Genomic DNA, 24,779 nt, shown 5'->3' with positions numbered 1-24,779 from the left:
GTAACGAGATATGGCGGTTTGGAGTCGCCCTCACCCCCCAACCCCCTCTCCCAACCTTGGGAGAGGGGGAGAAAATGTCTCTCACAAGTGTCTGAAACAACGGTGTCTCGTTCTACAATTTCTCACCTTGACAGGGCTGGTAATGTTAAATGCAAGAAATACACCTTGGGTTGAAAGACAAACAAGTTACAAATTAGTCGTTATTCCCCAGTTCACATTCTCCCCATCCTTTCCCCAAGTAACCACAAAAGATAGATGACAAACGCTCCAAGACTTGCCACGGTAAACTAAGAACTGTAGCTAGGAATACAAAAGATCAATGCAAACAGCACCCTTTGGTTCTTGGAAATCTCCCATCACTGCTGATCTGATTCTCTCTGGTGCAGTGGGACTGGGGGGAGTTACCCTAGATGGGGAAGATATCTACTGGTCAGAAGGAAGACCCTCTGAGGGGGGACGTAATGTGTTAGTCCGACAAACTCCTGATGGGGTGGTGACGGATGTGACTCCTAGTCCCTTTAATGTTCGCACTCGTGTCCATGAATACGGGGGAGGGTCTTATTTAATTGCAGAGGGGACAATTTATTTTGTCAATTTTGCTGACCAACGTCTCTATAAACATACCCCCTCCGAAGACCCCCAACCCCTGACTCCGGAGAATGCTTTACGGTATGCGGATGCAATTTTGGATCAAACCCGGAATCGCTTAATTTGTGTGTGTGAAGACCATAGTAACCCGGACAGTGAACCGGAAAACACCCTTGCAACGGTAGATATTAATACGGGAGAGGTACAAGTTATGGTCTCTGGGAGTGACTTCTATTCTTCCCCTCGTCTCAGTCCCGATGGGACCCAACTGGCCTGGATAGAATGGGATCATCCTAAAATGCCTTGGGATGGGACAAGATTAAAACGGGCAACGATCCAAGAGGATGGTACGTTAGGAGAAGCGCAAGAGATTGCCGGAGGAGACGAAGAATCTATTTGCGCTCCGGCCTTTTCTCCTCATGGGGTATTATATTTTGTGTCGGATAGAAGCAATTGGTGGAATCTCTATCGCTACGTGAATGACACTGTAAAGCCGATTTTACCGCTAAATGCGGAGTTTGGATATCCCCATTGGGTGTTTGGGATTAAACCCTATATTTTTGAGTCCGAAACCAGTTTACTGTGTACCTATTCCCAAAATGGTCAGAGTTATTTAGCGCGACTAAACCCGGAGAGACAGTCGTTGCAACCGTTTGATCTGCCGTTTACCAGTATTGGGTCGGTGCAACTCAAGGATAATTTTATTTATTTTATCGCGAGTTCCTTTACTGAATCCACGCAACTGATCCGTATGGATAAGGAGACGGGGGAACGGGTGACGTTGAAAAAATCGAGTCCTTTAGAACTTGATCCCGGTTATTTATCAGTGGCAGAACAGATTGAGTTTCCCACGGAGGAGGGGAAAACGGCCTATGCGTGGTTCTATCCGCCTCAGAATAAAGATTATACGGCCCCAGAGGGAGAATTACCGCCAGTATTAGTGCGCAGTCACGGGGGCCCCACTGCGTCTGCGTCTGCATCTTTGCGGTTACGGTATCAATATTGGACCAGTCGCGGTTTTGCTATTCTCGATGTTAATTATGGCGGAAGTACGGGATATGGTCGAGAATATCGGCAACGGTTACAGAAGAATTGGGGAATTGTCGATGTGAATGACTGTGCAAATGCGGCTAAATATTTGGCCCAGCAAGGCCGTGTAGATGGGGAACGGTTGGCGATTGCTGGGGGAAGTGCGGGGGGTTATACTACCCTTGCGGCTTTGACTTTTAAGGATGTGTTTAAGGCGGGGGCGAGTTATTATGGGGTGAGTGATTTAGAGAGTTTAGCCCAAGAAACCCATAAGTTTGAGTCGCGGTATTTGGATGGGTTAATTGGGGAATATCCAGAGGAGAAGGAGATTTATGAGCAGCGATCGCCTGTTCATCATACCGAAAAGTTATCCTGTCCGGTGATTTTCTTCCAAGGGTTAGAGGATAAGGTGGTTCCTCCTAACCAAGCGGAAATGATGGTGAATGCGTTAAAAGAGAAGGGAATTCCGGTGGCCTATGTTCCCTTTGAGGGGGAACAACACGGGTTTCGTCGCTCTGAGAATATTAAACGTGCTTTAGAAGGGGAGTTTTATTTCTATTCGCAGGTGTTTGGGTATCAACCCGCAGATGAGATAGAACCTGTGGAAATTATGAATTTGGAGTCTGCTTAATGGATGGGTTGAGGGGGATATAAACCACAGAGACACAGAGAGACACAGAGAGACACAGAGAGACACAGAGAGAGTTATGGGTTTTCATCTGTTGTTGTCATGAGAGTCGGGGCAATTTTTGAATTACCCCGATTTTTTCTTTTTTCTGTATTCTATTTCTTCTTACCGTTCAGAGAATGGCCCATCATCACAAATACCTGTGGCGCAATCTTGGTTTGGGACTCGTTCTGGAATGAGATCACTGGACTCGAAGTCTGCGCCATTGTCTGGGTTATTCATGCCGCTTTCTAAAAACTCGATGTTTTGGATTTCTGTGGCATAAAATCGCCAATCTCCATCGACTTTTCTTAATTCACTGATCACTGTACTCCGGCGATCGCGGTAGTCTTCTCCTTCGTTATCATAAAAGGTGCGATCATATCGGATCATGGCATGGTCATCGGACTGCTCGATGATATACACATTATTGATGTTGGCCTGCACATTGTGGCTGGAAAATAAGGTTTTAATGCGCTGTCGATGAATGTCTCGATAGGGGGAGTCTGGGTGTAGGATGTCCATATAGGCCGCTAAATTCTCGTTGTTAAACGCTTGGGTAATTTCGCGCAGGGTATCACGTAGGGAGTCCTGTCGCGTCTGTTTGACGGCGGATGGGGTGGCCGGACTGTTTTGGGGAGTTTCGGGTTTTGCGTTGACTTCTGGGGTTTGTCCGAATAGCGCTAAAAGGGTTACGGTGAGGGGAATAAGAGCTTGTTTGGTCAAAGACATAAAAAGTTATTGTAATATTGCTGCTTATTTTCACCTTAACGAGGTGAAACTATCTCTCCCATCGGTGAGTTGAGAGACCTTCCCCTCTTTCCTTAGCAGGATTTTTGGAATTAACCTCTAAAATTGATCTTGACGGTGCAAAGAGTTATTTAAGGGTTTTGTCCGATGCAGCAACAACGAATGACGATACAATTTCAGGCGATCGCAACTGTCCATAGTCCCTTTCAAGATCGGGTCGGAATGCCCATTCAACCGACTGGGGCTGAGGGAATTCAGGGAACGGTGGAGGTTTTACCGGAGTTTGCCCCAGGATTACAGGATCTTGAGGGGTTTTCCCATCTGATCTTGATCTATCACTTACACCAAATCCAAAATTCTCAATTAACGGTTGTTCCTTTTCTGGATACGGAAACACGGGGGGTTTTTGCCACGCGATCGCCGGCCCGGCCTAATCCCATTGGCCTCTCCATTGTACAACTGTTGCGACGGGATGAGAATATTCTGCATATTGTCAATGTAGATATGTTGGATGGGACTCCTGTTTTGGATATTAAACCTTATATTCCTGATTTTGATCCCCGTACTGAGGTGAAAATGGGTTGGGTGGAACAAGCAAAAGGTCAAGTCGTTAACCGTAAATCGGATGATCGCTTTCTATAATAAGGCCGACTTAAAACCACGGGATTTGTTGTTGGATTCGTTCTATACTGTCTTGGGAGGAAAGAAGAGGGGAAAATAACGGCCCTTGGGCAAAAGTGCAACCAAATTCTTGCAGTTTTTGGAGTTGTTGGGGGGTTTCTACGGTTTGCGCGATCGCTTCTAATCCCAAACTCTCTGCTAACATCAGTAAAATATGAGTAATATCTGTTTTTCGTCGGTCTTCTGGAATAGCACGAATTAACGCAGATTCTATTTTTAGAGAGTAAATGGAAAACTGTTGTAAATTCTCTAAACAAGAATACCCTAACCCAAACTCATCAAGACAGAGTTGAATCTGTCGGTCTTGGAGTTTTTGGAGTTGCAATTGTACTGCTTCTATATTTTTTTGCCAGATATTTTCCGTAATTTCTAAACGCAATAAAGAACGGTCTAACCCAATTGATTGGGCAATTTCGTCAATTTGTTCAATTAAATCTGATTGTAGAAACTGCTTTCTAGAAATATTCAAATGTAATAAAACTCGTTGTTTTGAGGGCAGCAAAGAACACCAATATTGAAGTTGTTGACAAGCGGTTTTTAACATCCATTGACCCAGGGGCAAAATTAAGCCACTTTCCTCAGCAATCTCTAAAAAATCTTGAGGTTCAAGGAGTCCTTTCTCTGGATGATCCCAGCGTAATAATGCCTCAAACCCCTGTAATTGTCCGGTTTTTAACGAAATAATCGGGTCATACAATAACATAAACTGACCCAATTCTAAGGCTTGTCTTAACTCCGTTTCAATTTCTAACTGTGTCACCGCACTTTGGTGCATGGTGGGATCAAACAATTCATATCGGCCTTTTCCCTGCGCTTTCGCTTGATAGAGTGCCGTATCTGCATCCCGGAGTAAGTCGTCTGGGTCTTCATAAAACGGACTCATTAAGGGAATATGGGAATGGGAAAACTGATGGGGAGAGGGAGGGTAACTGGGATGACTACACAAGACAATGCCAATACTCACCCCCGTAAAAACTTGATATCCTCCGAGATAAAACGGCGATCGCAATTCCCGTTCAATTCGTTCGGCCACCTGCGTCGCTATTTTCAAACTATTAATCTCATTCAACAAAATTGTAAACTCATCGCCCCCCAACCGGGCCACCACATCCTGAATGCGAATACATTGTTCTAACCGACGAGCAATGGCAATTAACAACTGATCCCCAATCAAATGGCCTAAACTATCATTCACCACCTTAAAACGGTCTAAATCTAAAAATAACACCGCAAAACGATAAGGATGCTCCGGAGTCCCCTGACGGGCATTTTGTAGCGCGTGACTCAACCGCAACCGGAACAAAGCGCGATTGGGCAACCCCGTCAAAGTGTCATAATAGGCCCGTTGGTGGAGTTCCTCCTTAACCTGTTTCTGCTCCGTAATATCCACCACCATCCCCTCATAATAGAGCAAATTCCCCCTTTCATCCCGCACAGCCCGGGCATTTTCTGCAATCCAAATAATGGTCCCATCCCGTTGATAAATCTGGGACTCAAACCCCACCACCGCATCCTGTTCCTGCATTAACTGGACAAAGCCCTGACGCTGTTCCGGGTTAACATACAGTTGATGCTCAATATCCGTTAACCCCTCAATCATCTCCTCTGGGGTTTCATAACCATAAATTTTGGCCAACGCTGGATTCGCGCTTATATAATGTCCATCAGGGGTCGTTTGAAATATCCCCTCCACCGCATTTTCAAAAATACTGCGGTATTTCGCTTCCGCTTGTCGTAATGCCTCTTGGGATTGTTTATACTCGGTAATATCCCGGGCAACCCATAACACGGTTTTATCGGGAGTAGGGGAAATGGTGGCCGAAAACCACACCTGTTGTCCCTCAAGCTCTAAATGATACTCGACATTATGCTTCGCATTTCCCGTAGCAATGGCTTCTCGAATATACCCCAAGAAAAACTGGGCCTGTTTTGGAGGGAAAATATCCCCTAACTGTTTCCCCTCTAACTTCTCACGGGGTAAATATAAGCGACTGGGGTTTGTGGGGGCGACTTTTAAATATCGGCCATGGGCATCTAAGACTAAAATGATATCGGTCATGGCCGCAAAGAGAGCTTGCAGTTCCCCCGCATAGGAATGTAAGGCTTGTTCGGCGGTTTTTCGTTCGGTAATATCTGTGATAAAGCCTTCAATCCCTAAAATTTCTCCACTGTCGTCATATACCCCATGGCCTTTTTCCCAGACCCATTTTTCCTCCCCGGTTTTGGTCTGAATACGATATTCCACCACGTAGGGTTTCTGTTGGGTGACACTGTTATTAATTACCGTTAACACTTGGCCTAGGTCTTCGGTGTGAATAATCTGGTCAAAGGAATGATAATTTTGGGTAATCAGGTCTTTTCTGGAATACCCGGTTAAACGGTGACATCCCTCGCTTAAATAGGTCATCGGCCAACCGGGGGCGTTTTTCGCTTGGAAGAAAATGCCGGGGAGGGCATTAATTAAACTACTGAGTTGTCGTTGACTTTCTTGTAGGGCCGCTTCGGTTTGTTTCCGTTGCATAATTCCCCCCAGTTGGGTGGCCAGGGTGGAAATTAATTCAATGAAGCGAGAGGCAACGGTTTCGGGAGGGGGACTGGTTGTTGGTTTGACTTGAAAAAAGACGAGGACGGCCACCACTTGCTCTTGGGCTAAGATGGGAATGCCTAGGCCAATGCCTAAGTTACAGGTTTGGGCTAGTTGTCGGCGGAGAAAATGGCCGTCGGAGGAGACATCGGCAAACCATTGGGGGGTTTGAGTGGACCAGACTAACCCCGGTAGTCCTTGGCCGTAGCCAAATTGATAGGTATAACTGGATTGGCGAAATTGATAATAGGCTTCTTGGTGGTGGTGGGTGTACCAAGCGGAACTTAGGTTAAGGGCGGTTTTTTCGCTGTTGGGCAGCCAGGCTTCCGCGAAGTCGAGGCCGGTGGTTTGACAGACTTGGGAGAGGACTAATTCTAGGGCGGCGTGGAAGTTGGGGGCTTCTGCGATCGCGCGAGTCAGTTTTTGTAACAGTTTTACTTCTTCTTCGGCCCGTTTTCGTTCTGTAATATCGCTAATAAAGCCCTCTAGAGCCATTAATTCCCCATGGGGGGTAAATAGCCCACTGCCCTGTTCCCACACCCATTTCTGCGTCCCAGACCGGGTAGAGAGGCGATATTCGACGGCATAGGTGCTTTGATGGGCTAAGGCTTCGGCAATGGTGTCTTTTACCCGTTGTCTGTCTTGGGGGTCGATGAGAGAATGTACGGATAAGTCAGAGGTTTGCAAAAATTCTCTAGGGGCATATCCCAGAAGCGTTAAACAGCCTTCGCTGATATATTCACAACTCCGGATGGCATCATTACGGAAACGGTAGATAATCCCCGGAATATGACCGATTAAGTGAGAAAAGGTGCGTTGACTTTCATGGAGAATTTGCTCAATTTGTTTCGGATAGGTGATATTGCGAAAGGTGCTGAGAATTAAGGAGTCTTCGTCAAGATCAACGAGTTTTAGGGAAACTTGACTCCAGAGACAAGTCCCATTGTCTCGATAGAGTTGTAATTCATAATTATCTAAAGCCCCATATTGCCAGAGGGCTTGTTTGATCACCGTCCAAACCCCCGTCTCAAAATATTGGTCGAGGGTATCCGTCTCACTAGCATCCGGAGACAGGGGGCCAAAAATTTCCTGAAAGGGGATATTAGCATAGAGTAACTGGCGATCGCACCCCCTCGCTACCGCCACCGGGACCGGTAACGCCAGAAACAACCGGAAGGCCAACAGGGTCTTGTCGCTTTCCCCTCCCTCCTGCGAGAATAAACCATCCAAGGTGGTTAAATCCTTCGACGTGAAAGAGTCGGGGTTTTGAACAAACTGTGCTGGGCTTTGGTTTGACCCGACTTGACCCTTCTGCAATGATTCCACTGGTGAGTTAAGCGCGTGATTGTGCAAGATTCGGCGAAAATCAATTAGTTTACAGCGCAACGCTTTAAACCAAGCTGACGGCGTTAATGTTTTATGGTTTACACCCTTCTTGATTGAACTATATCTAAAGACCCGAAAACTGTTATTCTGATCACATTTTTGCCCATGAAAAAAAGAACAATGCCAAGAAATTGGCAATGGCTCACCCCTTATCTATTCCTTTTGCCCGCATTAATTATTTTAGGGTTAACGGTCTTCTGGCCAGCCTTACAAGCCTTTTCCCTCAGTTTTGCCCGCTATGAATACGACTTAACCCAAACCCCCCAATGGATAGGGTGGGAGAATTTTCAACGTCTCTGGCAAGATGAGGCATTTTGGCGCACCCTCATCAATACTTTCTGGTATTTAATTGGCGTTGTGCCAATTTTAGTCATTGTTCCTCTAATTTTAGCCATTTTAGTCAATCCCCCCTTAAAAGGGATCAACTGGTTTCGCATGAGTTTCTATACTCCCGTGGTCATCTCGATGGTTGTCGCGGGCATTGCCTGGAAAGCCCTCTATGCCTCCAATGGCCTATTTAATGAGTCCTTACAAGCATTAGGATTTACTGAGGGAATTCCTTGGTTAACCAGTCCCCAATTAGCATTACCCAGTGTCATGGTCGTAACCATTTGGAAAGGGTTAGGCTATTACATGGTCATTTATCTCGCCGGGTTACAGTCCATCCCCCCAGAATTATACGAAGCCGCAGCCATTGATGGGTCCGATGGGTGGCGGAAACATTGGGATATTACCATTCCTCTGATGCGGCCCTATTTAATTCTAGTGGCAGTTATTTCGGCGATTTCAGCCACCAAGGTCTTTGAGGAGGTCTTTATTATGACCCAAGGCGGCCCGAATAACAGTACCAAAACCGTGGTGTATTATGTCTATGAGCAAGCCTTTCAGAATCTCGAAATTAGTTATGCTTGTACCATTGGCTTGATTCTCTTTTTAATTATTCTCGCTCTGTCAATTCTCAATTTATATATTTCTCAGGGGAGAGCCACTTATAGTAATATTCGCTTTTAAGTAAGCGTTTTAAGAGTTGCGGAGTCAAGGCTGATAGCTGAATGTACAGAGCTTAAACCCGTTGAAAACAGGTTAAACGATGATCAGCGATTGTTAGCGTTTAGGGATCGGAGAAGATCATGAACTATCGCGTAGGGTTAGGGGGGTTACTATTACTCCTTCCCTTATGGGGAGGGATAACCCCTCCCGTTTGGGCAGAAACTCGCCAATGTCTGCAAATTCGAGAAGTACGGAATTTAGCCATTTTAAATGGATTAGACGATCACACATTAGTCCGGTTAGAAGCATTATATTGCGGGAGAACAAGCCGGAGAACCACCCGAACTCGCCGTTCTTTACCCCAATATAATGAGGAGTGCGAAGCATTGCGCATCATGACCACCTTGGCCACCATTGGGGATGGGAATACCCCGTTAACCCGGATGGTGGAAAGTGAACAACAGGTCAGTTGTGGGTTTTCCGGAAGGAGAAACGGCAATTGGACGTATCCCAACGGCCAAGCGGTTCATTTTGGCAGTAATTGGTATTATCCCAACGGAGAACGCGCCAAATTTGGGTCAAACTGGAATTATCCCAACGGAGAACGGGCCAATTTTGGCACAAACTGGAACTATCCCAACGGAGAACGAGCCAATTTTGGGTCCAACTGGTATAAACCCGACGGGACAAGAGTTTCAGTTGAGGAATTTCTCTCTTGGGGATGTAATGCGGTGAGTCGTTCTGATTGTAACCGCTTAGTGCAGTTAGTCCAGAGTCCAGACCGTGTACAACGGAACTTAGCGTTATTAGAATTAGGGTGGAAAGCCCACAATCGGGGATTTTAACCGTCCCTTGAGAGCTTGCCCTGATGCTGCTATGCTGCCTCTAGTGGGCTTCTACAAGTCATTCATGCTGGAACAAACACCAACCCCCCCGAACAAAAAACAACTCCGCAAAACCTTTTTAAAGCAACGGCGATCTTTATCCGTCCAAGACTGGCAAATTCGTAGCCACACCCTTTGTCAACGCTTAAAACGCCTACCGCTTTTTCAGGAGGCCAACACCGTTTTAGCCTATACCAGCTTTCGACAAGAACCTGATCTCACCCCCCTTTTTAAAACCAGCGAGAAACAATGGGGGTTGCCTCGATGTGTCGATAAATCCCTCATCTGGCATCGCTGGAAGACCACAGACGGCTTAGAAAGCGGGGCCTATGGCATTTTTGAACCCAGTGCCAGTTTACCCACCTTACAGGGGCAAGAGGTGGATTTAATTTTAGTTCCGGCGGTGGCCTGTGACGAACAGGGATATCGGTTAGGATATGGTGGTGGATTTTATGACCGACTCCTCGCTACTCCCGATTGGTCAAACATTCCAACCATTGGTATTGTGTTTGATTTTGCCCTCGTCCCCCAACTCCCGAAGGAAGCCTGGGATCAACCGTTACAAGGGGTTTGTACGGATCAGACGGTGCTTGATTTTGCTAACCCCATCTAAGTTATAAGTTTTAGATGGGGACTGCGCAAACAGAAGGCTAAAGCCTTTAAGTGTCATTCATCCTTCGATTTAAAATCGAAGGATGAATGACTGATTTTTCTGTAATGGTTGCTGCCTCTCAGAGAACTATCAAGATATCATTCTTGCTGATAATGTATAAAATTTATTCAAGATGTCTTTTGCTGTCCGTCTGGGGAATACTATGTTAACAGAGGGCGCGTCCACGCTTCGAGGCAAAGCGAGTCAGCGATGCAGTTGTGTGTAGTCCTTATCTGCGTCCCCAACCTCCGATCATCTAAAGCATCATGGCGAATCGTAAAGTTCTGATTATTGATGAAAACCCACAGATGAGGACGCAGCTTCGAGAACTGTTGCCCAAGGGGAATTACGACATTCAAGAAGCGAGAGATGGAGAAGAAGGTCTCTCCCTCATCCAACAGGAACGAATGAACCTCCGGTTTATTATTCTGGATGCTCAACTGCCGAAAATGAGTGGTTGGCAATTGGTGGAATATCTCCATGGGGATAGTAACCTTCCCAATGTTCCTTTAGTCTTGATGAACCCGTCCACAGAAAGCCGTCAATTGTCCTATCCTTTTGTGGCGTTTTTGTCGAAACCCTTTGATGAACAGGATTTAAAGGGGGTAATTAAGGCTGCGATCGCCAAAGTAAAATCCGCCTCAACCTCCCCAGAAGACTCCCCCACTCTCTCCAATGCCGGACAAGAGAGTCCCCCGCAACCAACAGAGTTGCCCGCGTCTAGTCCCGTAGCAGAGGAAGAAAACCCGGACGCGGCAAAACAGGAAGAAAAAAAACAGGAAACGGCCTCACCCCTCCCAGAGACTCCCCTCGCAGAGGAAACCCAAGAGGGCAACAAGTCCGTTTCCGAGAGCAACTTTCCCGCAACAGAAGATCAAGAGAATAGTGATGTATCCGTTGATCTTCATTTTTTAGACGAGGAGAAGGCAGAACAGTTCCCCTCTACTGAGACCGAAGACACTATCTTTAACTCCGAAACCGCAGCCAACTCCCCGTCTGAGACAGATGAAAGGGAGCAACCCCAGCAGGAACAAACCGAAGACGAGGAACAGACGGAAGACGAGGAGGAGGACGACACCGACTCCTTTTCCTTTGAGGAGGATGACCTCTCTCAAAGTATGATCAGTTATATTCGTCGCCCCCGTCGGAATGAGAAACAGTCCTCAGACTCAGACTCCTCAGACTCAGACTCCTCAGACTCAGACTCCTCAGACTCAGACTCCTCAGCAAAGCAGTCTCAAGAGTCGAACAACAAAGACGAAGCGACCCCCAGTTTAGGGGACGCAGAATTAACGGCCTTTGGCAATAAACCCTTTAGTGAGGGGGTTTTTGCCAGTTTGTATCGGATGCCTCCGGCCACCAAACCCCCACCAGAAGAACGCGAGGAACAGGAGGAGGAGAAAGCCGCTTTTGATTGGCAGAGGTCTCCTCAACCCAGTCAGGACGGGGAAAGCGAGACCCCGCCCCCTGACCCCCTGCCGGACTCGGAGGAATTTCTATCGGAGGAATTTCTATCGGAGGAATTTCTATCGGACTCGGAGCCAGAAGTGGCTCAAGAGGAAGCTTCCCATTTTAACATAGAACAGTACAACAGTCAAGAGTCTTTTGCGGAAAATCTCCCGGAATCCGGCGAGTCAGAAGCCACAGTTCTCGAAGATCGTAAGGCAGTTTCGCCCTTAGAATTTCCCCCCCCACCGGAGATCAGCCCAGAACAACCAGAAGGGACTCCGCAATTTCAGAAATTTGAGGACGTGCTGAAAGGGTATCAGAGTGAGAGGGAAGAAAAACGCCTTGCCGCCCTGAAAGCGGCGTTTCAGTACGAGGAGAAAGGCTATCAATTGGTGTTGCAAGCGGTGAAAGAAACCAGGGGCCCGGTCCAAGAAACCGCCGAACAACTGCTCATGGAGCATCTCAAACACCCGCAAACCAGCCAAGGGATTTCCAGTTGGGGGGGCGTGCAATGTTTACAGGTGTTAACGGGTCATTCTTACTGGGTGCAGGATATTGCGATCGCGCCCAACAGTCGCACCCTCGCCACCGCCAGTAAAGACCACACCATCCGCATCTGGGACTTAATCACCGGACGAGAAAAACGCATCCTCGACGGCCACAAAGCCGCCGTTTTATCCGTCAACATTACCCCCAATGGCGAACGGTTAATCAGCAGCAGCATTGATAACACCGTCAAAGTCTGGGACTTAGCAGGAGGCAACGAATTAAACCACTTTGACGGAGGCAACCATAACGTCTTTGTCCTCACCGTCAGTCCCGACGGCAAAACCGCCATCACCGCCAGCATCGAAAACACCGTCAAACCCGAATACGAAGGCGGCCTAGGTGCATTTCTCAATCGCATTCCCTCCGCCAAAATCTCCCCCATTCTCAACTTTTTAGGCTTAGTGCGGCGAGTCCCAGCCATTCAATATTGGGATATTATTCAAGGGAAAGCCAAAGGCAGTTTTCAGGGCTATTCACGGGGAATAGTGGACCTCTCCGTCAGTCCCGACGGCAATCAAGTCGTCAGTGGCAGTCGAGACCATACCATTAAACTGTGGGACTTTAAAACCAAAAAAGCCCAGCAAACCCTATTAGGCCATAGTGATGAAATTCGGGCCGTAGTCTTTAGTCCCAATGGTCAAACGATTATTAGTGGCAGTCGAGACAAAACCGTGAAAATTTGGGATATCAAAACTGGCCACATCCTACACACCCTCCGCGGCCATACCAAATCCGTCACCAGTGTCGCACTCAGTCCCGACGGGAATATCATTATTAGTGGGAGTCGAGACAAAACCGTGAAAATTTGGGACTTTCACACCGGAGAACTCTTAAACACCTTAACCGGACATACTGACCTAGTGCGTTCTGTTGCCATCAGTCCCAATGGCCGCTTTATTGTCAGTGGCAGTCGAGATAATACAATCAGAGTATGGGGCTATCAGGGATGACGCACTCATAGTTTGAGGAATTCGGGGTAGGACAGAGGACAGCAGAGAATCTACCATCACCCATCACCCATAACCCATCACCCATTCAAACGACCAACCAAGCACAGAATCATGGCGAAGAACAAAGTCCTCATTATCGAAGATAACCACGACATTCGCATGGCCTTACGGTCAATGTTACCGGGGGGAAAATTTGAAGTTGTGGAAGCCTTAGACGGTAAAGCGGCCTTAGTGGCCATCAAAGACGAACACCCCTATCTTCGCCTGATGGTCATTAAATATGCTCTGCCGGACATTAATGGTTGGAAAATTGTTCAAAAATCCCAAGATCACCCCAAACTCCGAACAATTCCCACGGTTGTTGTCGCCAACCCAGATGACCCAGTAGAAGAAACCTTAGCTGATTATCTGGATTATATTGGGGTAGTCAAACACCCTATTGAGCGCAAACCTTTTCAAAAAGCCATTAAACGAGCGATTAAAAATGTAGATAACCCTCGTACTGGCACTCCCAAAGCGAAAAAAGAGCCAACTCCCTCTCAAACCCCTCCCAAAGCCAAACAAGAGCAAACCCCCTCTAAAGCCAAACAAGAGCAAACCCCCTCTAAAGCCCCACCTCCAGACGAAAAACCCCCTGTAGTGGACTCTCCAGCACCAACCGCAGACCAAGAAGAAGCCATTCCCCTGACTCCACCTTCTAACGAGTCCGTCGTCTCCACAGACCCCTTTACCCCGACAGAAACCCCCAGAGAAGAACAAGACGAACAAGTTGTTTCTGCTGATCCCTTCTCCCCTGTTTCCCCCTCTGACTCAGAAGTAGTTGAAGAAGATACCTCAGACAATGGCGAAGCAGCAACCTTTATTCTGTCCGATGAACCCTCATTAGACAGTAAAACCCCCTCAGAAGACAGTGACCCCCTTGCCGAAGTCGCTGCACCGGAGGCAATGGACTACGAGGCGTTTGAATGTTTACATATTGAGGCAGAAGTCCTCAATAAAGGGATTCATGGTTTGGCCGTGAGTTCAGATGGAGTGAGCTTATTTTCCTGCGGCCTTGATACCTATATCAATCGTTGGCAATTTTATAGCTTACAAAAACAACTACAATTTAACACCCTATCGAAAGGCAATCATTGTTTAACCGTCACCCCCGACGGTTTAACCTTGTTGACGGGTGCGCCTAAAAATAATATGAAATGTTGGGATACAACCACTGGGGAGTTGTTGGGGCCTTTGGCTGACCAATCTTTGGGAATTACCAGTGTTGTTGTCACCCCAGATAGTAGCACTATTATTACCAGTTCTGCGGATAGTAATATTAAGCTCTGGGATTATGCGACAGGAGAGTTATTAGGGCCTCTCAATGATGATTCTATGGGAGCAACTTCTATTGCTTTAACTCCCGATGGTCAAACGTTGCTGAGTGGGTCTCACGAAACGAATATTAAATTCTGGGATACGGCAACTGGGGAGTTATTGGGCCCGTTGAATATTCAATCTTTTGGGGTAACTTCGTTGGTGGTGAGTCCAGATGGCAGTTGTGTGATCAGTGGGGATGAAAAGGGGATGGTGACAATTACGGATTTACAAACGGGGGATTTAATTCGTCAAATTAAGGCACATTTACAACCTATTACTGCGGTTGCGGTGAGTGTGGATGGTTGGTATATTGTCAGCGCGACGGAGGAAGAAATGAAGTTATGGGGAATACCGGAATAATTAACAATTAACAATTAAACAATTAAGGTTCTACCGAACTTGTTATGTGAAAATGATAATTTAATTTGGTCTTGAGAGAACAGGGAACTCCGGAACTGGGAACTCCGGAACTGGGAACAAATTTCATTTTTCTAGTTTTTTAAGAAGTCAAACCTTTGTCTCCCCTTCAGCTACGAAGGAATCAAATAAATGGGTAATTTCTGGGTGTCTCAAGTTGTTTTCAACGGGTTTTAGCTATTAGCCTTGGGTTTTAATCCAAGGGGTCTTTAAATTAGCCTAGCTAGTTGATTGAGCTTAGATCGCCAATCTTCATTATAGTTGAAAGAGATAACTTGATAACCGACATTCCATTCTAAATTGTCTCGCTTGACTCGATCTTCGGCTTGTTGGTCAGGATGATCATGAATTGAACCATCACAAAATATCGCAATCTTACTATTGTGATAGAGGAAATCTGGTTTACAATTGGCTTCAGGAATCAAGGTCTGGGCAGAGTCAGGCAGTTGGATTCCCTGTTGATAGATGGCTTGTAAGACTTCTCGCTCAAAGGGGGAGTTAGGGTCAGTTTGCTCTACAAGTTTTTGATATTGCTCATCCCGGTTTAAGAGGGTTGTTTGATTACTTTGAGCTTCTGGGTTAGGAGAATTAACAATGGGGTGAGAACGATCTAATTTACTCTCTTGTAATTGGAGTAGTAAAGGCTTAATTAGATGACGGTTCAGTAGGGGATGATCAAATTGGTTGCGGTAAGATAATAAACATTCATAACAGGCTTGGGTACAACTTTCTTTGTTGTGAATAAAATGGCAGATATCCAGGGCAGATTGAGCTAAGAATTGGAAGGCTTGAGGATTTTCAAGGATTTGGGACAGGACTCCTGCTCCTCCTTCTGCGGCTTCCCAGAAAAGAAGATGATTCCCTTGTCCTAAGCGTTCAGAGGCTATTTCGTTGTCTTCGAGTTTAAAAACGGCTTGAATGGAGCGTTCTAGGGCATACTGAAGGCTGGCTAGATAGGCTTCTTGATGGGTGTTGGGGAGAGAGACGGGTTCAATGATCAAAATATTACTGGTATCTGTCACCATGAGATTAATTTCATTGTGCAGGTTTTCTGGGGGAATTTCTGAACGACTCTCTCCCCATAACCCTGTGGTTATATCTAGCTTAAACCCTCGTTCGTCTTTTCCTTTTCGCAGTCCTCGGTTGATGCGCCACAGTTGGGCGGTTTCTCCGTATGTGAGTTTGAGTAATTCAGTTCCATCTGCGGCTAAAACGGTGGCGGGGTCTTGGCGTTGTGAGGCATAACGGAAGTGGGTGGTAATATTGTAGCCGTATTTGAGGCGTTCTTCTTCGTCGCAGGTGATGCGTTCTCGACGACGAGTAATCATGGTTTCCATGGGTAAGATACGATTGAGTTTGGCGGGGTTGCCATAATTATCTGGCTGAATGCGGGCGTTACAGTTTTCGCAGGTATCACGGGTGTAGTCCTGAAAGTAGCTGCAACTGGGACAAAGGGCAACTCGTTGGTATTTTAAACCTCGCACTGGGACTCGGGTTTTGGCGATTTGGAATTTATTGCCTTCGTAGTAGATGATGTTACTGGGGGCAAATTCTCGAATGGCAACGATGCGAGGACGGGAGACAAAGACACCGCGATCGCGGTTAGGAAGATAAGATCGCACTGGAAGACGGGGGAAGTTAAAGCCTGGTAAAAAACCCTCGGCGGCAAAGTAGCGATAGGGATAAAAGTCATTTTCCGTTTGGCTACGTCCACCCGTGTTTTGAGCCACTAATAGATCAATTTGTCGTTGGGCTTCTCGTTCTGAAGCTTCTGCATTTTGACGTTCCTCGTTGGTCACTTTTCCTCGCGCGGACCGGTCAATTTGTTGGCGAGCTTCTTGGAGTTGGGTGACGGCATCACTGTACAGCCTACGCCAGCGATCGCAAGCCCGATCAAAACGGTTCAACGCCTTGTCTAACGTGCATTGTAACCAGTCTGTGGAGTACCAAGAGGTGCGGTTCAGGTCATTTTGGCAAAAAGTATCCTGAAGCATCGTTTGCACCGCCTCAGCGCATTTTTGCAGGGTTGAAGGCGTGAGGGTCAGTTGAGCGCGAAGGGATTCTTTGAGGGGATAGCCTTCTTGATCTAAGTCTAAAATCTCATTCATAGAACTCCCCAAATTAACCCCTGTATAAGCTAACCAAACCGAGTCGATATGAGATTGAATCAAGTCTGGGTTGGCCAATTCCAGCTTCGGGGGGGCCACGATACCCGCCACCATTTGCTCTTGCCGTTTATAAAAATACTGGTCATGGCCACTGCCCACCGACGCATAGGTAATGACGAGAGCTTCTTGGCCACTTCGTCCGGCTCGACCACTGCGTTGGGCGTAGTTGGCGGGGGAGGGAGGCACATTACGCAGGTGAACCACACTGAGATCAGCGATATCAATTCCTAATTCCATGGTCGGGGAACAGAAAAGGGTGGCTAGTTTTCCTGTCCGAAACTCCTCCTCTCGTGTTTTGCGGTCTTCGCTTTGGACTTGTCCTGTATGTTCTCGTCCGGTTAATTGTTGAATGGTTGAGGCGTTGTGTTGATAGAAGTTTTGGAAAAATTGATTAACTTCTATTTCCCTGGTTTCATCTCCTTGGAGGCGTTTAGAATTTAAGGGATCAAGGGGAATGGTCTTCACCTGTCGCGCTTGCCAGACCATGGCATCAATGCGCAGTTGTAGCCCGTCTTGCCCTTGCACTAAATACCCAGAATCAGACAAAATTTTAACTAAGGCTTGGATCAGGTTGCTATACTGGGCTTCTGGGAGCGTCTCTGTTAACCCAGACCAGGCTTGAGGCGATCGCAAAAAACGCCCAATCTTACTCCGTCCCGTCAGTTTAACTTGACCTTTCCCGGCATTTTTCCCCCCCGTAAGGGTGGCCCATTTGGCCTCATAGAGTCGTTCATTCATATCCACCGTCCAAGGGTCTTTTAACCCTTGGACCACCTCCCGTTTGAGTTTTTCAATCCTCTCGGGTTGTAGCAATTCCGCATCAATGGCCAACTCCCGTCGCAGGTGGTCGAGAAAGGCTTTAGCAGCGATCTGCCGTTCCCTGGGACTGGCTTGCAGGAGAATAGGATGGGGGTATTTTTGCCAAAGTTTCGTACCTTGACAAGTTTCTTCGAGTTCTTCATATTCAATGGTCAATAGCCCACATTGTTCTAAATTCGGTTGGACAATGCGCCACCCCCGGCGTAAATCTTCATAAAGACGGTATTCGACAAAATGGCGAAAGGCTTTCTCATTGCGGCGTTTTCCTGCCCCAAACTCCGCCGGTTGTAGGGCATAATCGTCTTGAGAGAGTCCCATTTCTTGTACAACTGCGATCGCTAGTTCACCATGGGTTAACTCTTGATTCCTTTGCAAAGCTTGATTCAAACTCCCCCGCAAAAAACTCGTTTGCACAAAATCATTAAAATGTCCCGCTTGCAGAGATGCATCTTGGCGATTATCCGTAAAACTGAGAATCTTACCCGCCTCCGGGGAAATCACAGGATGTTGACGGAGACGGTTCACCGTAGAAAGACAAAGCAGCGTCGTTGCAGTGCTACGCCCCTCACTACTCAGGCGAGAGAGTTTCCGGTACTCACTGGCATTACTACGATGCACCACCCCACAATTCAAACAAGTGCGAAACGGTTTCGGGATAAACCAGCAAGCCGACTGGGACCCATCCAGTCCCAACTCATTATAACGCCCATTGGGAGCGACAAAGAGCTTCCGGGGAATATAGCGGGCATACTCCTTCTTAGGAACACGCCCTTCTCTTTTCGTAAAGCGAAACCAAGTATCCGGCAAACGGTCCTCATCACTACGCTCCCAAAGTCCTGGCTCATCCAGCGTAATATAACCCTCCTCAATCCCCTCCGCATCCGCCTCACTGTCGATCACATTAGGCAACAGAGGCGTAAGCATCTGAGACTCTTGGTTCCGCCTTACCAAATAATAATCCTGTCCACATTCACGACAAAACACCACCGGATAGAGTAAACGGTCTTGAGTCGTCGCATATTGCCCCTCAAGCGTCAGGAAACGTTGCTCAGGCGGTTCAATAGTCCCATAGACACTCCCCCCTTGGGAAATAAACTGATGGAGACGGAAAGGCAGTCCCTTCACCTTACTCGCCCACAGAAACATCTGTTTAAGTCGGTCTAAGCACCCCTCAAACTCCCCTTGAGCCTCATCCCCGTAAACCTGTTGGGCTAATTGTTTCGCACCTTGAGTTAAAGAAATAGGAGTCCGACGCACCAACCGTCCCTTCTCTCGCGCCAGACCAAAATTCATTTCCATCCACCCACTAAGCGGATAAGTTTCAAACGCCTCCAGGGTTTGCTCCCTCTCAGAGGGAAAAGCAGCCGCCAAACAATCCCGCAATTGCTCAACCGTTGGCTCAGGATAAGGGAGAGAGCGTTCTAAGGTTTCATCAATCACATTCTCAGGGGCCACCTCAACCCCAAACAGTTTACTCGCCACCGCCCCCACCGTCTCCAAACGGTCTTCCCTAGTCCCTTCCGTGGACATGGTAGCCGAAGTCCCAATACAGAGAAGGTCTTGACCACAACGCTGGCGCAATTTCCGCACCAACACCGCCACATCTGCTCCCTGGCGACCCCGATAAGTATGGAGTTCATCGAGAATCAAGAATTTAAGCTGAGGAGAAGTCACCAACTGTTCCTCATGCTGACGAGTCAGCATCAACTCCAGCATCACATAGTTGGTTAGGAGAATATGGGGTGGATTGTTCTGAATTTCAACTTTTTGGCTAAGGCTTTCTTGTCCCGTATATTGGGCAACCCGAATAGGACTATGGGGAACATTATTGAGAAATTTCTCAAATTCTTCCTTCTGAGAATTAATCAGAGCATTCATGGGATAGACCAAAATTGCCCGTACCCCTTTAATCTCAGGATGACGCAACAAATCCTCAAAAATCGGCACAACATAGGTCATACTTTTCCCAGACCCCGTTCCCGTCGTGAGAACATAGGGTTCATTCCGGTAGGCGCAGCGAAAGGCTTGTTCTTGGTGGTAATGGAAACGGAAGGGTTGACCCTTCTTAGAGAAATATTGAGCGCAGTCAGGATGGAGTAAACCTTGGTTGACCAACTCAGTCACCGTTGCACCCGCTTTATAAGAAGGGTTCAGTTGGATCAGGGGATCACGCCACAGTTCTCCCTTATCCAGTTCCTCTTGAACAAAAGTTTTGATTTTGCTATCCCGAATTTTGAGAAAACTTTCAATATAGTTGCGGTAGTCCCCGATCACTTCATCACGGAGGTTAAAGATATCGAGAGAGTGAGTTGGGTTTGCCCTCACCCTAAATCCCTCTCCCCCAGGGAGAGGGACTTGATCGACTCCCTGCTCGACTCCCCTTCTCCCTTTGGGAGAAGGGTCTGGGGGATGAGGGTCCGAGGGTTTTTGATTTTGCCGTTGCTTAACATACTCAGTCAGTTGTTCAGCCAAAGAATCCGTTAACGTTTCAACAGCAATCACCTCAGCCAGTTTCACAAAATCCCAATCCTTGGGAATCCCAGAAAATAGAGCCTCAATTTCTTCAACAGTAAGATATTCCACCCCCGTACAATCAAGAGGTTGAGGAAGGGCCTCTATTCCAATCAAGGTACTGGTCGCTTTAATCCCATCTTTACCTTTTTCAATTAAATTTTTTAACAACATAATACTAATAGTCCAATAGTTTGTTTAATAATCAATAAATTAATAACTGATCCCATTTTTGCTCTTACTCTAGGAATAATACTCGATTGTTAATTATAACAAAATTCACCCGGTACTGAAACAGTAGGATAGGCATCGCCCATACCTGTCAAAGTGGCAAATTGGGCAACGAGAAATCGTTGTTTCAAACAATAATTAGGACTCCCAATAAAGACCCTGTAAACCCTCAAGAAAAGAAGAAGACTGCGTTGGACTATCACACACCATTAAAGCCCGCATAGCGCGAGAACAACCGACGTAAAATAAACGTCGTTGGGCATTCACCACTGTAGCAACTTCTGCATCAGGTAGGGTAGAGTCCCGTTTGGGGAAGTCATTATGGGTGAGTCCCACCACCACGAAGGGAAACTCTAACCCTTTGGCAGCGTGGAGAGTTAACACTTTAATATAGGGGGCTTTAATGTCTATTTTTTTCCCCGATACATATTTGGCTTTGAGTCCCAAGGCATCCAGCTTTTTGGCGTATTTTTTAGCGGTTTGACTCCTAGGACATAGGATAGCACCACCATGCAGGGGAAGGCGGTATTTTTTCGCGGCCTTGAGGAAGAAGTCCCGAATGGCCTTAATTTCTTGGTCTTCCTCCTCAACCAGCAGAATTTTTGGGGAGTCGCCTTGGTAGGGGGAGGGTTGTTGGTGGAGGCAGTCTTGGTCCCCCGCTTCTGTATTGGCCAGAATGACGGCGCAAGCATCGCTAATTTGTTGGGTGTTGCGATAGTTCCGTTTCAGGAGTAAAGTGCGTCCGGCGACTTTTAAATCCGCGTGAATTTGTTTCCAGCTAAACCCTTTTTGATAGAGGGATTGGGAGGCATCGGCGGTGAGATAGACTCCGGTTAAGTCGGGGACGAGGGCAAGGAGGAAGCGCAGGGCAACGGGGGATAAGTCTTGGGCCTCGTCAATAATCACCGCGTCGTAAGGAAAAGAGTCCGCAGCCTTCTGGGTGACAATTTTTAAGGCTTCGCAGCGCATTTTTTCCCAGGTTTTTAGTCCCTTTCGCGCCATGATATCACTCCAAGTTTGGTACACTGCCCAGATGGCCTCGCGGATATTGGCTTTGAGGGGAACCCCTCGCCCTGTCCTAGAAATATTACAGTAATCTGTGAGGGTCTCAATTCCCCGCGATTCAATGACTTCTAGAAATTCTTGCAGGAGGTAAGAGAGTCCTAGCTTTTCTAAGGTTTGCTGGCGAACTTGACGGTCAAACACATTTTTAGCAGGAATCTCTGTGGTGGCTAAGGCGGTTTTTAAATGGGTTAGGCATTGTTCTTCCTTGGCAAAGCCAGTGCGTCCGTAAGTTTTGACGTAATAGTGGTAGGTGAGGGAGTCAACGGTGGTGACTTCCACTCCGGCCTCTTTGGGGGGTTGGCCGAGGAGTTGTTCTAGGAGTTGTTCGGAGTAGGTGACGAGGGCGTTGGTGTAGGTGGTAAAGAGAATGGAGGTGTAGCCCAAGTCTAGTAGTTTTTTGACGCGATAGAGGGCGAGGGTAGATTTGCCGCTACCGGGGCCCCCTTTGACGAGGATGGGGCCTTGTTTCCCGAAGTCTCGCAGTTTTTCTTGTTCGGGGCTGAGTTTCAGGAGAAAGGCACTAATATCCCCTTCAAAGTAGCGATCTAAGTCTTCTGGTTGTTGCAGGCGATATTCCGGTTGGCTGTCGATTTCGTTGAGGGGACGGGGGTAGAGGTTGTCTAGAATACGATTGAGGAGTTGATCACTGAGGGGGAGTTCTAGGAGGGCTTCGGAGTTGGGAATATTGAGCAAGTCTTGCCAGTATTCTTGGGGGATTCGCCATTTTTTCAGGAGGTCTGGGGTAAGTTGGAAGGGAAGGGCGGTGGTGTAGGTGGTGTCTTGGCTTGGGGGGACGGTTTCTGGTTCTTTCTCTGGGGTGGGGGGAGCAGGGGTTTGGGGTTGAGGGACTTCTGAGAGTTCCCAGTTGTCTAATGCTTTGGGAGGTGGGGGGGGTGTCTCAAAGTTGGGGATTTCGGTTTCGTAGGTGCGTTCATCCCGTTTCCGGACGCTGAGGAGTTTAACCCAACCTTCGCCAAAGCTATAGAAGACTCGGTAATTGCCAATGCGAATGCGATAAATGTTGGGGGTGTAGCCTTTGAGTTTTTTGGCATCCCCTTGGGCAGAAATGGGGTCATGTTCGAGGACTTTTACCGCTTTTGTCACTTTCTTACTGACTTTCTGCGGTAACGTGACCATTTCATTGAGGAAGGTATCGGTGATGGAGACGGCCCAAGCAGTCATAGTGAGTGAGTGATGTATTGTTATTCCTAATTTAGCACGTTGGGATAGGTGTCTCCAAGTTGGGCTTGAGTCTCTTGGATTTGGGGGAGTCTGAAGCGTTTGATGAGAAATGTCACCCCAGAGACACAGAGAGGGAGAAGGAGGGAAATCAACTGATGGCAAAAAATTACTTATTAATGTTCATAAAGAAGGCATTAAAATATGAATAATCAACAACATAATCTTATAAATAAAGCTCAAGAAAGTCTTAATGCTGCTAAACTTTTAAAAGCTAATAATTGTTTTGATTATGGTGTAGGGCTAAAGCCCCAGCCCTGTCAAGGTGGGTAACGAGATATGGCGGTTTGGAGTCGCCCTCACCCCCCAACCCCCTCTCCCAAGCTTGGGAGAGGGGGAGAAAATGTCTCTCACAAGTGTCTGAAACAACGGTGTCTCGTTCTACAATTTCTCACCTTGACAGGGCTGGCAATGCCCACCCTACTACTACTACTATTCCGAATTTGTTTGAGGCGGTTGAAGAAAAAGGACATATTATAAAAATAGAGTATCAAATAAAGAGCAGATGAGTTTAACGATTTCTGATGAATTTTTAGAGGCTTCTGAGTTGACACCGACGGAATTTTTACAGGAGATTGCTTTACATTTATTTCAGTTGGGGCGATTAACGGTAGGCTATGCAGCGAAAATGGCGCAAATGGATGTTGATGCTTTTCGAGATTTATTGAAGTCACGGAATATTCCTTTGTATCAGTACGATGTGGAAGATTTTGAAGTGGATTTACAAAATTTACAGGAGTTGGGACGTTTGTGATTATTAGCGATACTTCTGTAATCACTAATGTAATTTCTATTGGACATTTCTTTCTCCTTCGAGAACTTTACAAAACGGTAATTATCCCGCAAGCAGTTGCGGAGGAGTTAGCGAAAGGTCATCCTCAACTCTTTGATGAGTTACAGCAAGAAGACCCTCCAGTTTTGGCAGTTATGTCTGTGAGTAACCCTAAACAAGTAAAAGCGTTACAAGAACAGGCTAAATTGGATTTGGGAGAGTCTGAAGCGATTGTTTTGGTTTGGAATTGAAGACTAATTTATTATTGATTGATGAGCGTAGAGGCAGGGCTGAGGCGCAACGTTTGGGAATTAAAATTACGGGGTTATTAGGGATATTACTAGAGGGAAAAAGAAAGGGATTTGTTGCAGCGATTAAGCCTTTGATGGATAAGTTAATCGAAGATTCTACATTTTGGATTTCTCCTTCTTTGTATGACAAAATTTTGGTATTATCGGGGGAAAAGTAGATTTATTTGATTTATTTCCATGTATGAATAAGCTGATGTGCATTTAACTTGGGTACTGTCTTTAAGCTCCTGCCTTCTGCCTCCTTCCTCCTGCCTCTTCCTAACACACAAATTAAAAGCGTAACAGTTTACAAGGAAATGGGACTAAGACAATATCTCCTTTTTTGAGGGACATTAAACAGGTTCTCCATCTTCTAAGGTATAAATCTTAGGTTCATTTTCGAGAAAGTCAAAAGAATGACTATGCTGTGTAAGCTGTATAATCTCCTCAGATGATACTTCGGAAGTCTCTAAAAACAACTTTTCTTCTAATTTTCTTCTTTCTTCTGTGGTTAAAGAGTGAATGATTTGAACAAGAGAATCAACTAATTTAGTATTCATGGTTTGGTTTCCTCAATAAAACACTTATTCCCCTCATCCCCCGACCCCTTCTCCCCTGGGGAGAAGGGGAGTAATCTGAAAGTCCCTCGCCCTGTGGGAGAGGGATTTAGGGTGAGGGCTACCCCATCATGTCCCATGCTGCAAGGAGTAATCTGAAAGTCCCTCGCCCTGTGGGAGAGGGATTTAGGG

At 46.8% G+C, this 24,779-nt stretch carries 17 protein-coding genes; 11 read left to right on the top strand and 6 right to left on the bottom strand.

Features of this window, described 5'->3' with window-relative positions; all coding sequences use genetic code 11:
- Positions 1-319: 319 nt before the first annotated feature.
- The gene (locus tag PN462_RS02355) at positions 320-2,248 is read left to right on the top strand and encodes a S9 family peptidase (RefSeq protein ID WP_272126295.1); all 1,929 of its coding nucleotides are present in this window, start codon (positions 320-322) and stop codon (positions 2,246-2,248) included.
- A gap of 162 nt (positions 2,249-2,410) precedes the next feature.
- Here the strand turns inward: PN462_RS02355 and PN462_RS02350 are convergent, their stop codons facing one another.
- A complete protein-coding gene (locus PN462_RS02350; RefSeq protein WP_272126293.1) occupies positions 2,411-3,016 on the bottom strand; it encodes a hypothetical protein in 606 nt (201 codons plus the stop codon).
- Between the two features lie 165 nt (positions 3,017-3,181).
- Between PN462_RS02350 and tsaA the strand changes: the two genes are divergently transcribed.
- Entirely contained in the window at positions 3,182-3,676 is a 495-nt protein-coding gene (tsaA, locus tag PN462_RS02345; RefSeq protein WP_272126291.1) for a tRNA (N6-threonylcarbamoyladenosine(37)-N6)-methyltransferase TrmO, read from the top strand.
- A 10-nt stretch (positions 3,677-3,686) separates the two neighbouring features.
- Here tsaA and PN462_RS02340 read toward each other — a convergent pair whose 3' ends face one another.
- A complete protein-coding gene (locus PN462_RS02340) occupies positions 3,687-7,616 on the bottom strand; it encodes a PAS domain S-box protein (RefSeq protein WP_272126289.1) in 3,930 nt (1,309 codons plus the stop codon).
- A 189-nt stretch (positions 7,617-7,805) separates the two neighbouring features.
- Here PN462_RS02340 and PN462_RS02335 point away from each other — a divergent pair, with 189 nt between their 5' ends.
- From PN462_RS02335 to PN462_RS02315, 5 genes are all read left to right on the top strand, one after another.
- Positions 7,806-8,696 carry a carbohydrate ABC transporter permease gene (locus PN462_RS02335; RefSeq protein ID WP_272126288.1) on the top strand — a complete coding sequence of 297 codons (891 nt, stop codon included), beginning with the start codon at positions 7,806-7,808 and terminating at the stop codon, positions 8,694-8,696.
- A 119-nt stretch (positions 8,697-8,815) separates the two neighbouring features.
- Positions 8,816-9,520, top strand: coding sequence for a hypothetical protein (locus PN462_RS02330; protein WP_272126287.1), 705 nt, complete (start codon positions 8,816-8,818; stop codon positions 9,518-9,520).
- A gap of 64 nt (positions 9,521-9,584) precedes the next feature.
- Positions 9,585-10,172 carry a 5-formyltetrahydrofolate cyclo-ligase gene (locus PN462_RS02325; protein ID WP_272126286.1) on the top strand — a complete coding sequence of 196 codons (588 nt, stop codon included), beginning with the start codon at positions 9,585-9,587 and terminating at the stop codon, positions 10,170-10,172.
- 305 nt (positions 10,173-10,477) lie between these two features.
- Positions 10,478-13,159 carry a response regulator gene (locus PN462_RS02320; protein ID WP_272126285.1) on the top strand — a complete coding sequence of 894 codons (2,682 nt, stop codon included), beginning with the start codon at positions 10,478-10,480 and terminating at the stop codon, positions 13,157-13,159.
- A gap of 111 nt (positions 13,160-13,270) precedes the next feature.
- Complete coding sequence (locus PN462_RS02315) at positions 13,271-14,878, top strand: response regulator (RefSeq protein WP_272126284.1); 1,608 nt, start codon at positions 13,271-13,273, stop codon at positions 14,876-14,878.
- Positions 14,879-15,144: 266 nt separating this feature from the next.
- On the opposite strand, the gene PN462_RS02310 is transcribed toward PN462_RS02315, so the two are convergent.
- On the bottom strand, positions 15,145-20,607 hold the full coding sequence (locus tag PN462_RS02310; RefSeq protein ID WP_272126283.1) for a DEAD/DEAH box helicase: 5,463 nt from the start codon (positions 20,605-20,607) through the stop codon (positions 15,145-15,147).
- 195 nt (positions 20,608-20,802) lie between these two features.
- On the bottom strand, positions 20,803-22,911 hold the full coding sequence (locus PN462_RS02305; protein WP_272126282.1) for a 3'-5' exonuclease: 2,109 nt from the start codon (positions 22,909-22,911) through the stop codon (positions 20,803-20,805).
- A gap of 201 nt (positions 22,912-23,112) precedes the next feature.
- Between PN462_RS02305 and PN462_RS02300 the strand changes: the two genes are divergently transcribed.
- From PN462_RS02300 to PN462_RS02285, 4 genes are all read left to right on the top strand, one after another.
- Complete coding sequence (locus PN462_RS02300; protein WP_272126281.1) at positions 23,113-23,241, top strand: hypothetical protein; 129 nt, start codon at positions 23,113-23,115, stop codon at positions 23,239-23,241.
- Between the two features lie 232 nt (positions 23,242-23,473).
- Positions 23,474-23,722, top strand: coding sequence for a UPF0175 family protein (locus PN462_RS02295; protein ID WP_272126279.1), 249 nt, complete (start codon positions 23,474-23,476; stop codon positions 23,720-23,722).
- Positions 23,719-23,991, top strand: coding sequence for a hypothetical protein (locus tag PN462_RS02290; RefSeq protein WP_272126278.1), 273 nt, complete (start codon positions 23,719-23,721; stop codon positions 23,989-23,991). Before PN462_RS02295 ends, PN462_RS02290 begins: the two co-directional genes overlap by 4 nt.
- On the top strand, positions 23,988-24,209 hold the full coding sequence (locus PN462_RS02285) for a DUF3368 domain-containing protein (protein WP_272126277.1): 222 nt from the start codon (positions 23,988-23,990) through the stop codon (positions 24,207-24,209). The genes PN462_RS02290 and PN462_RS02285 overlap by 4 nt, the downstream gene beginning before the upstream one ends.
- Positions 24,210-24,383: 174 nt before the next feature.
- Here the strand turns inward: PN462_RS02285 and PN462_RS02280 are convergent, their stop codons facing one another.
- Entirely contained in the window at positions 24,384-24,590 is a 207-nt protein-coding gene (locus PN462_RS02280; protein ID WP_272126276.1) for a hypothetical protein, read from the bottom strand.
- Positions 24,587-24,779, bottom strand: a 193-nt coding sequence (locus PN462_RS02275) for a hypothetical protein (protein WP_272126275.1), incomplete at its 5' end; no start/stop codon positions are given. The genes PN462_RS02275 and PN462_RS02280, both read right to left, overlap by 4 nt.

This window comes from Spirulina sp. CS-785/01, assembly GCF_028330525.1.
Classification (GTDB): Bacteria; Cyanobacteriota; Cyanobacteriia; order Cyanobacteriales; family Spirulinaceae; genus JAQMSD01.
The sequence above is the reverse complement of the archived record's forward strand: the minus strand, read 5'-3'. Positions and strand labels throughout refer to the sequence as shown.

What these genes read in the sequence shown, in the direction of transcription:
- PN462_RS02355 (WP_272126295.1), top strand. Translation starts at nt 320, where the DNA reads ATGCAAACAGCACCCTTTGGTTCTTGGAAATCTCCCATCACTGCTGAT.
- PN462_RS02350 (WP_272126293.1), bottom strand. Translation starts at nt 3,016, where the DNA reads ATGTCTTTGACCAAACAAGCTCTTATTCCCCTCACCGTAACCCTTTTA.
- tsaA (WP_272126291.1), top strand. Translation starts at nt 3,182, where the DNA reads ATGCAGCAACAACGAATGACGATACAATTTCAGGCGATCGCAACTGTC.
- PN462_RS02335 (WP_272126288.1), top strand. Translation starts at nt 7,806, where the DNA reads ATGCCAAGAAATTGGCAATGGCTCACCCCTTATCTATTCCTTTTGCCC.
- PN462_RS02330 (WP_272126287.1), top strand. Translation starts at nt 8,816, where the DNA reads ATGAACTATCGCGTAGGGTTAGGGGGGTTACTATTACTCCTTCCCTTA.
- PN462_RS02325 (WP_272126286.1), top strand. Translation starts at nt 9,585, where the DNA reads ATGCTGGAACAAACACCAACCCCCCCGAACAAAAAACAACTCCGCAAA.
- PN462_RS02320 (WP_272126285.1), top strand. Translation starts at nt 10,478, where the DNA reads ATGGCGAATCGTAAAGTTCTGATTATTGATGAAAACCCACAGATGAGG.
- PN462_RS02315 (WP_272126284.1), top strand. Translation starts at nt 13,271, where the DNA reads ATGGCGAAGAACAAAGTCCTCATTATCGAAGATAACCACGACATTCGC.
- PN462_RS02310 (WP_272126283.1), bottom strand. Translation starts at nt 20,607, where the DNA reads ATGTTGTTAAAAAATTTAATTGAAAAAGGTAAAGATGGGATTAAAGCG.
- PN462_RS02305 (WP_272126282.1), bottom strand. Translation starts at nt 22,911, where the DNA reads ATGACTGCTTGGGCCGTCTCCATCACCGATACCTTCCTCAATGAAATG.
- PN462_RS02300 (WP_272126281.1), top strand. Translation starts at nt 23,113, where the DNA reads ATGAATAATCAACAACATAATCTTATAAATAAAGCTCAAGAAAGTCTT.
- PN462_RS02295 (WP_272126279.1), top strand. Translation starts at nt 23,474, where the DNA reads ATGAGTTTAACGATTTCTGATGAATTTTTAGAGGCTTCTGAGTTGACA.
- PN462_RS02280 (WP_272126276.1), bottom strand. Translation starts at nt 24,590, where the DNA reads ATGAATACTAAATTAGTTGATTCTCTTGTTCAAATCATTCACTCTTTA.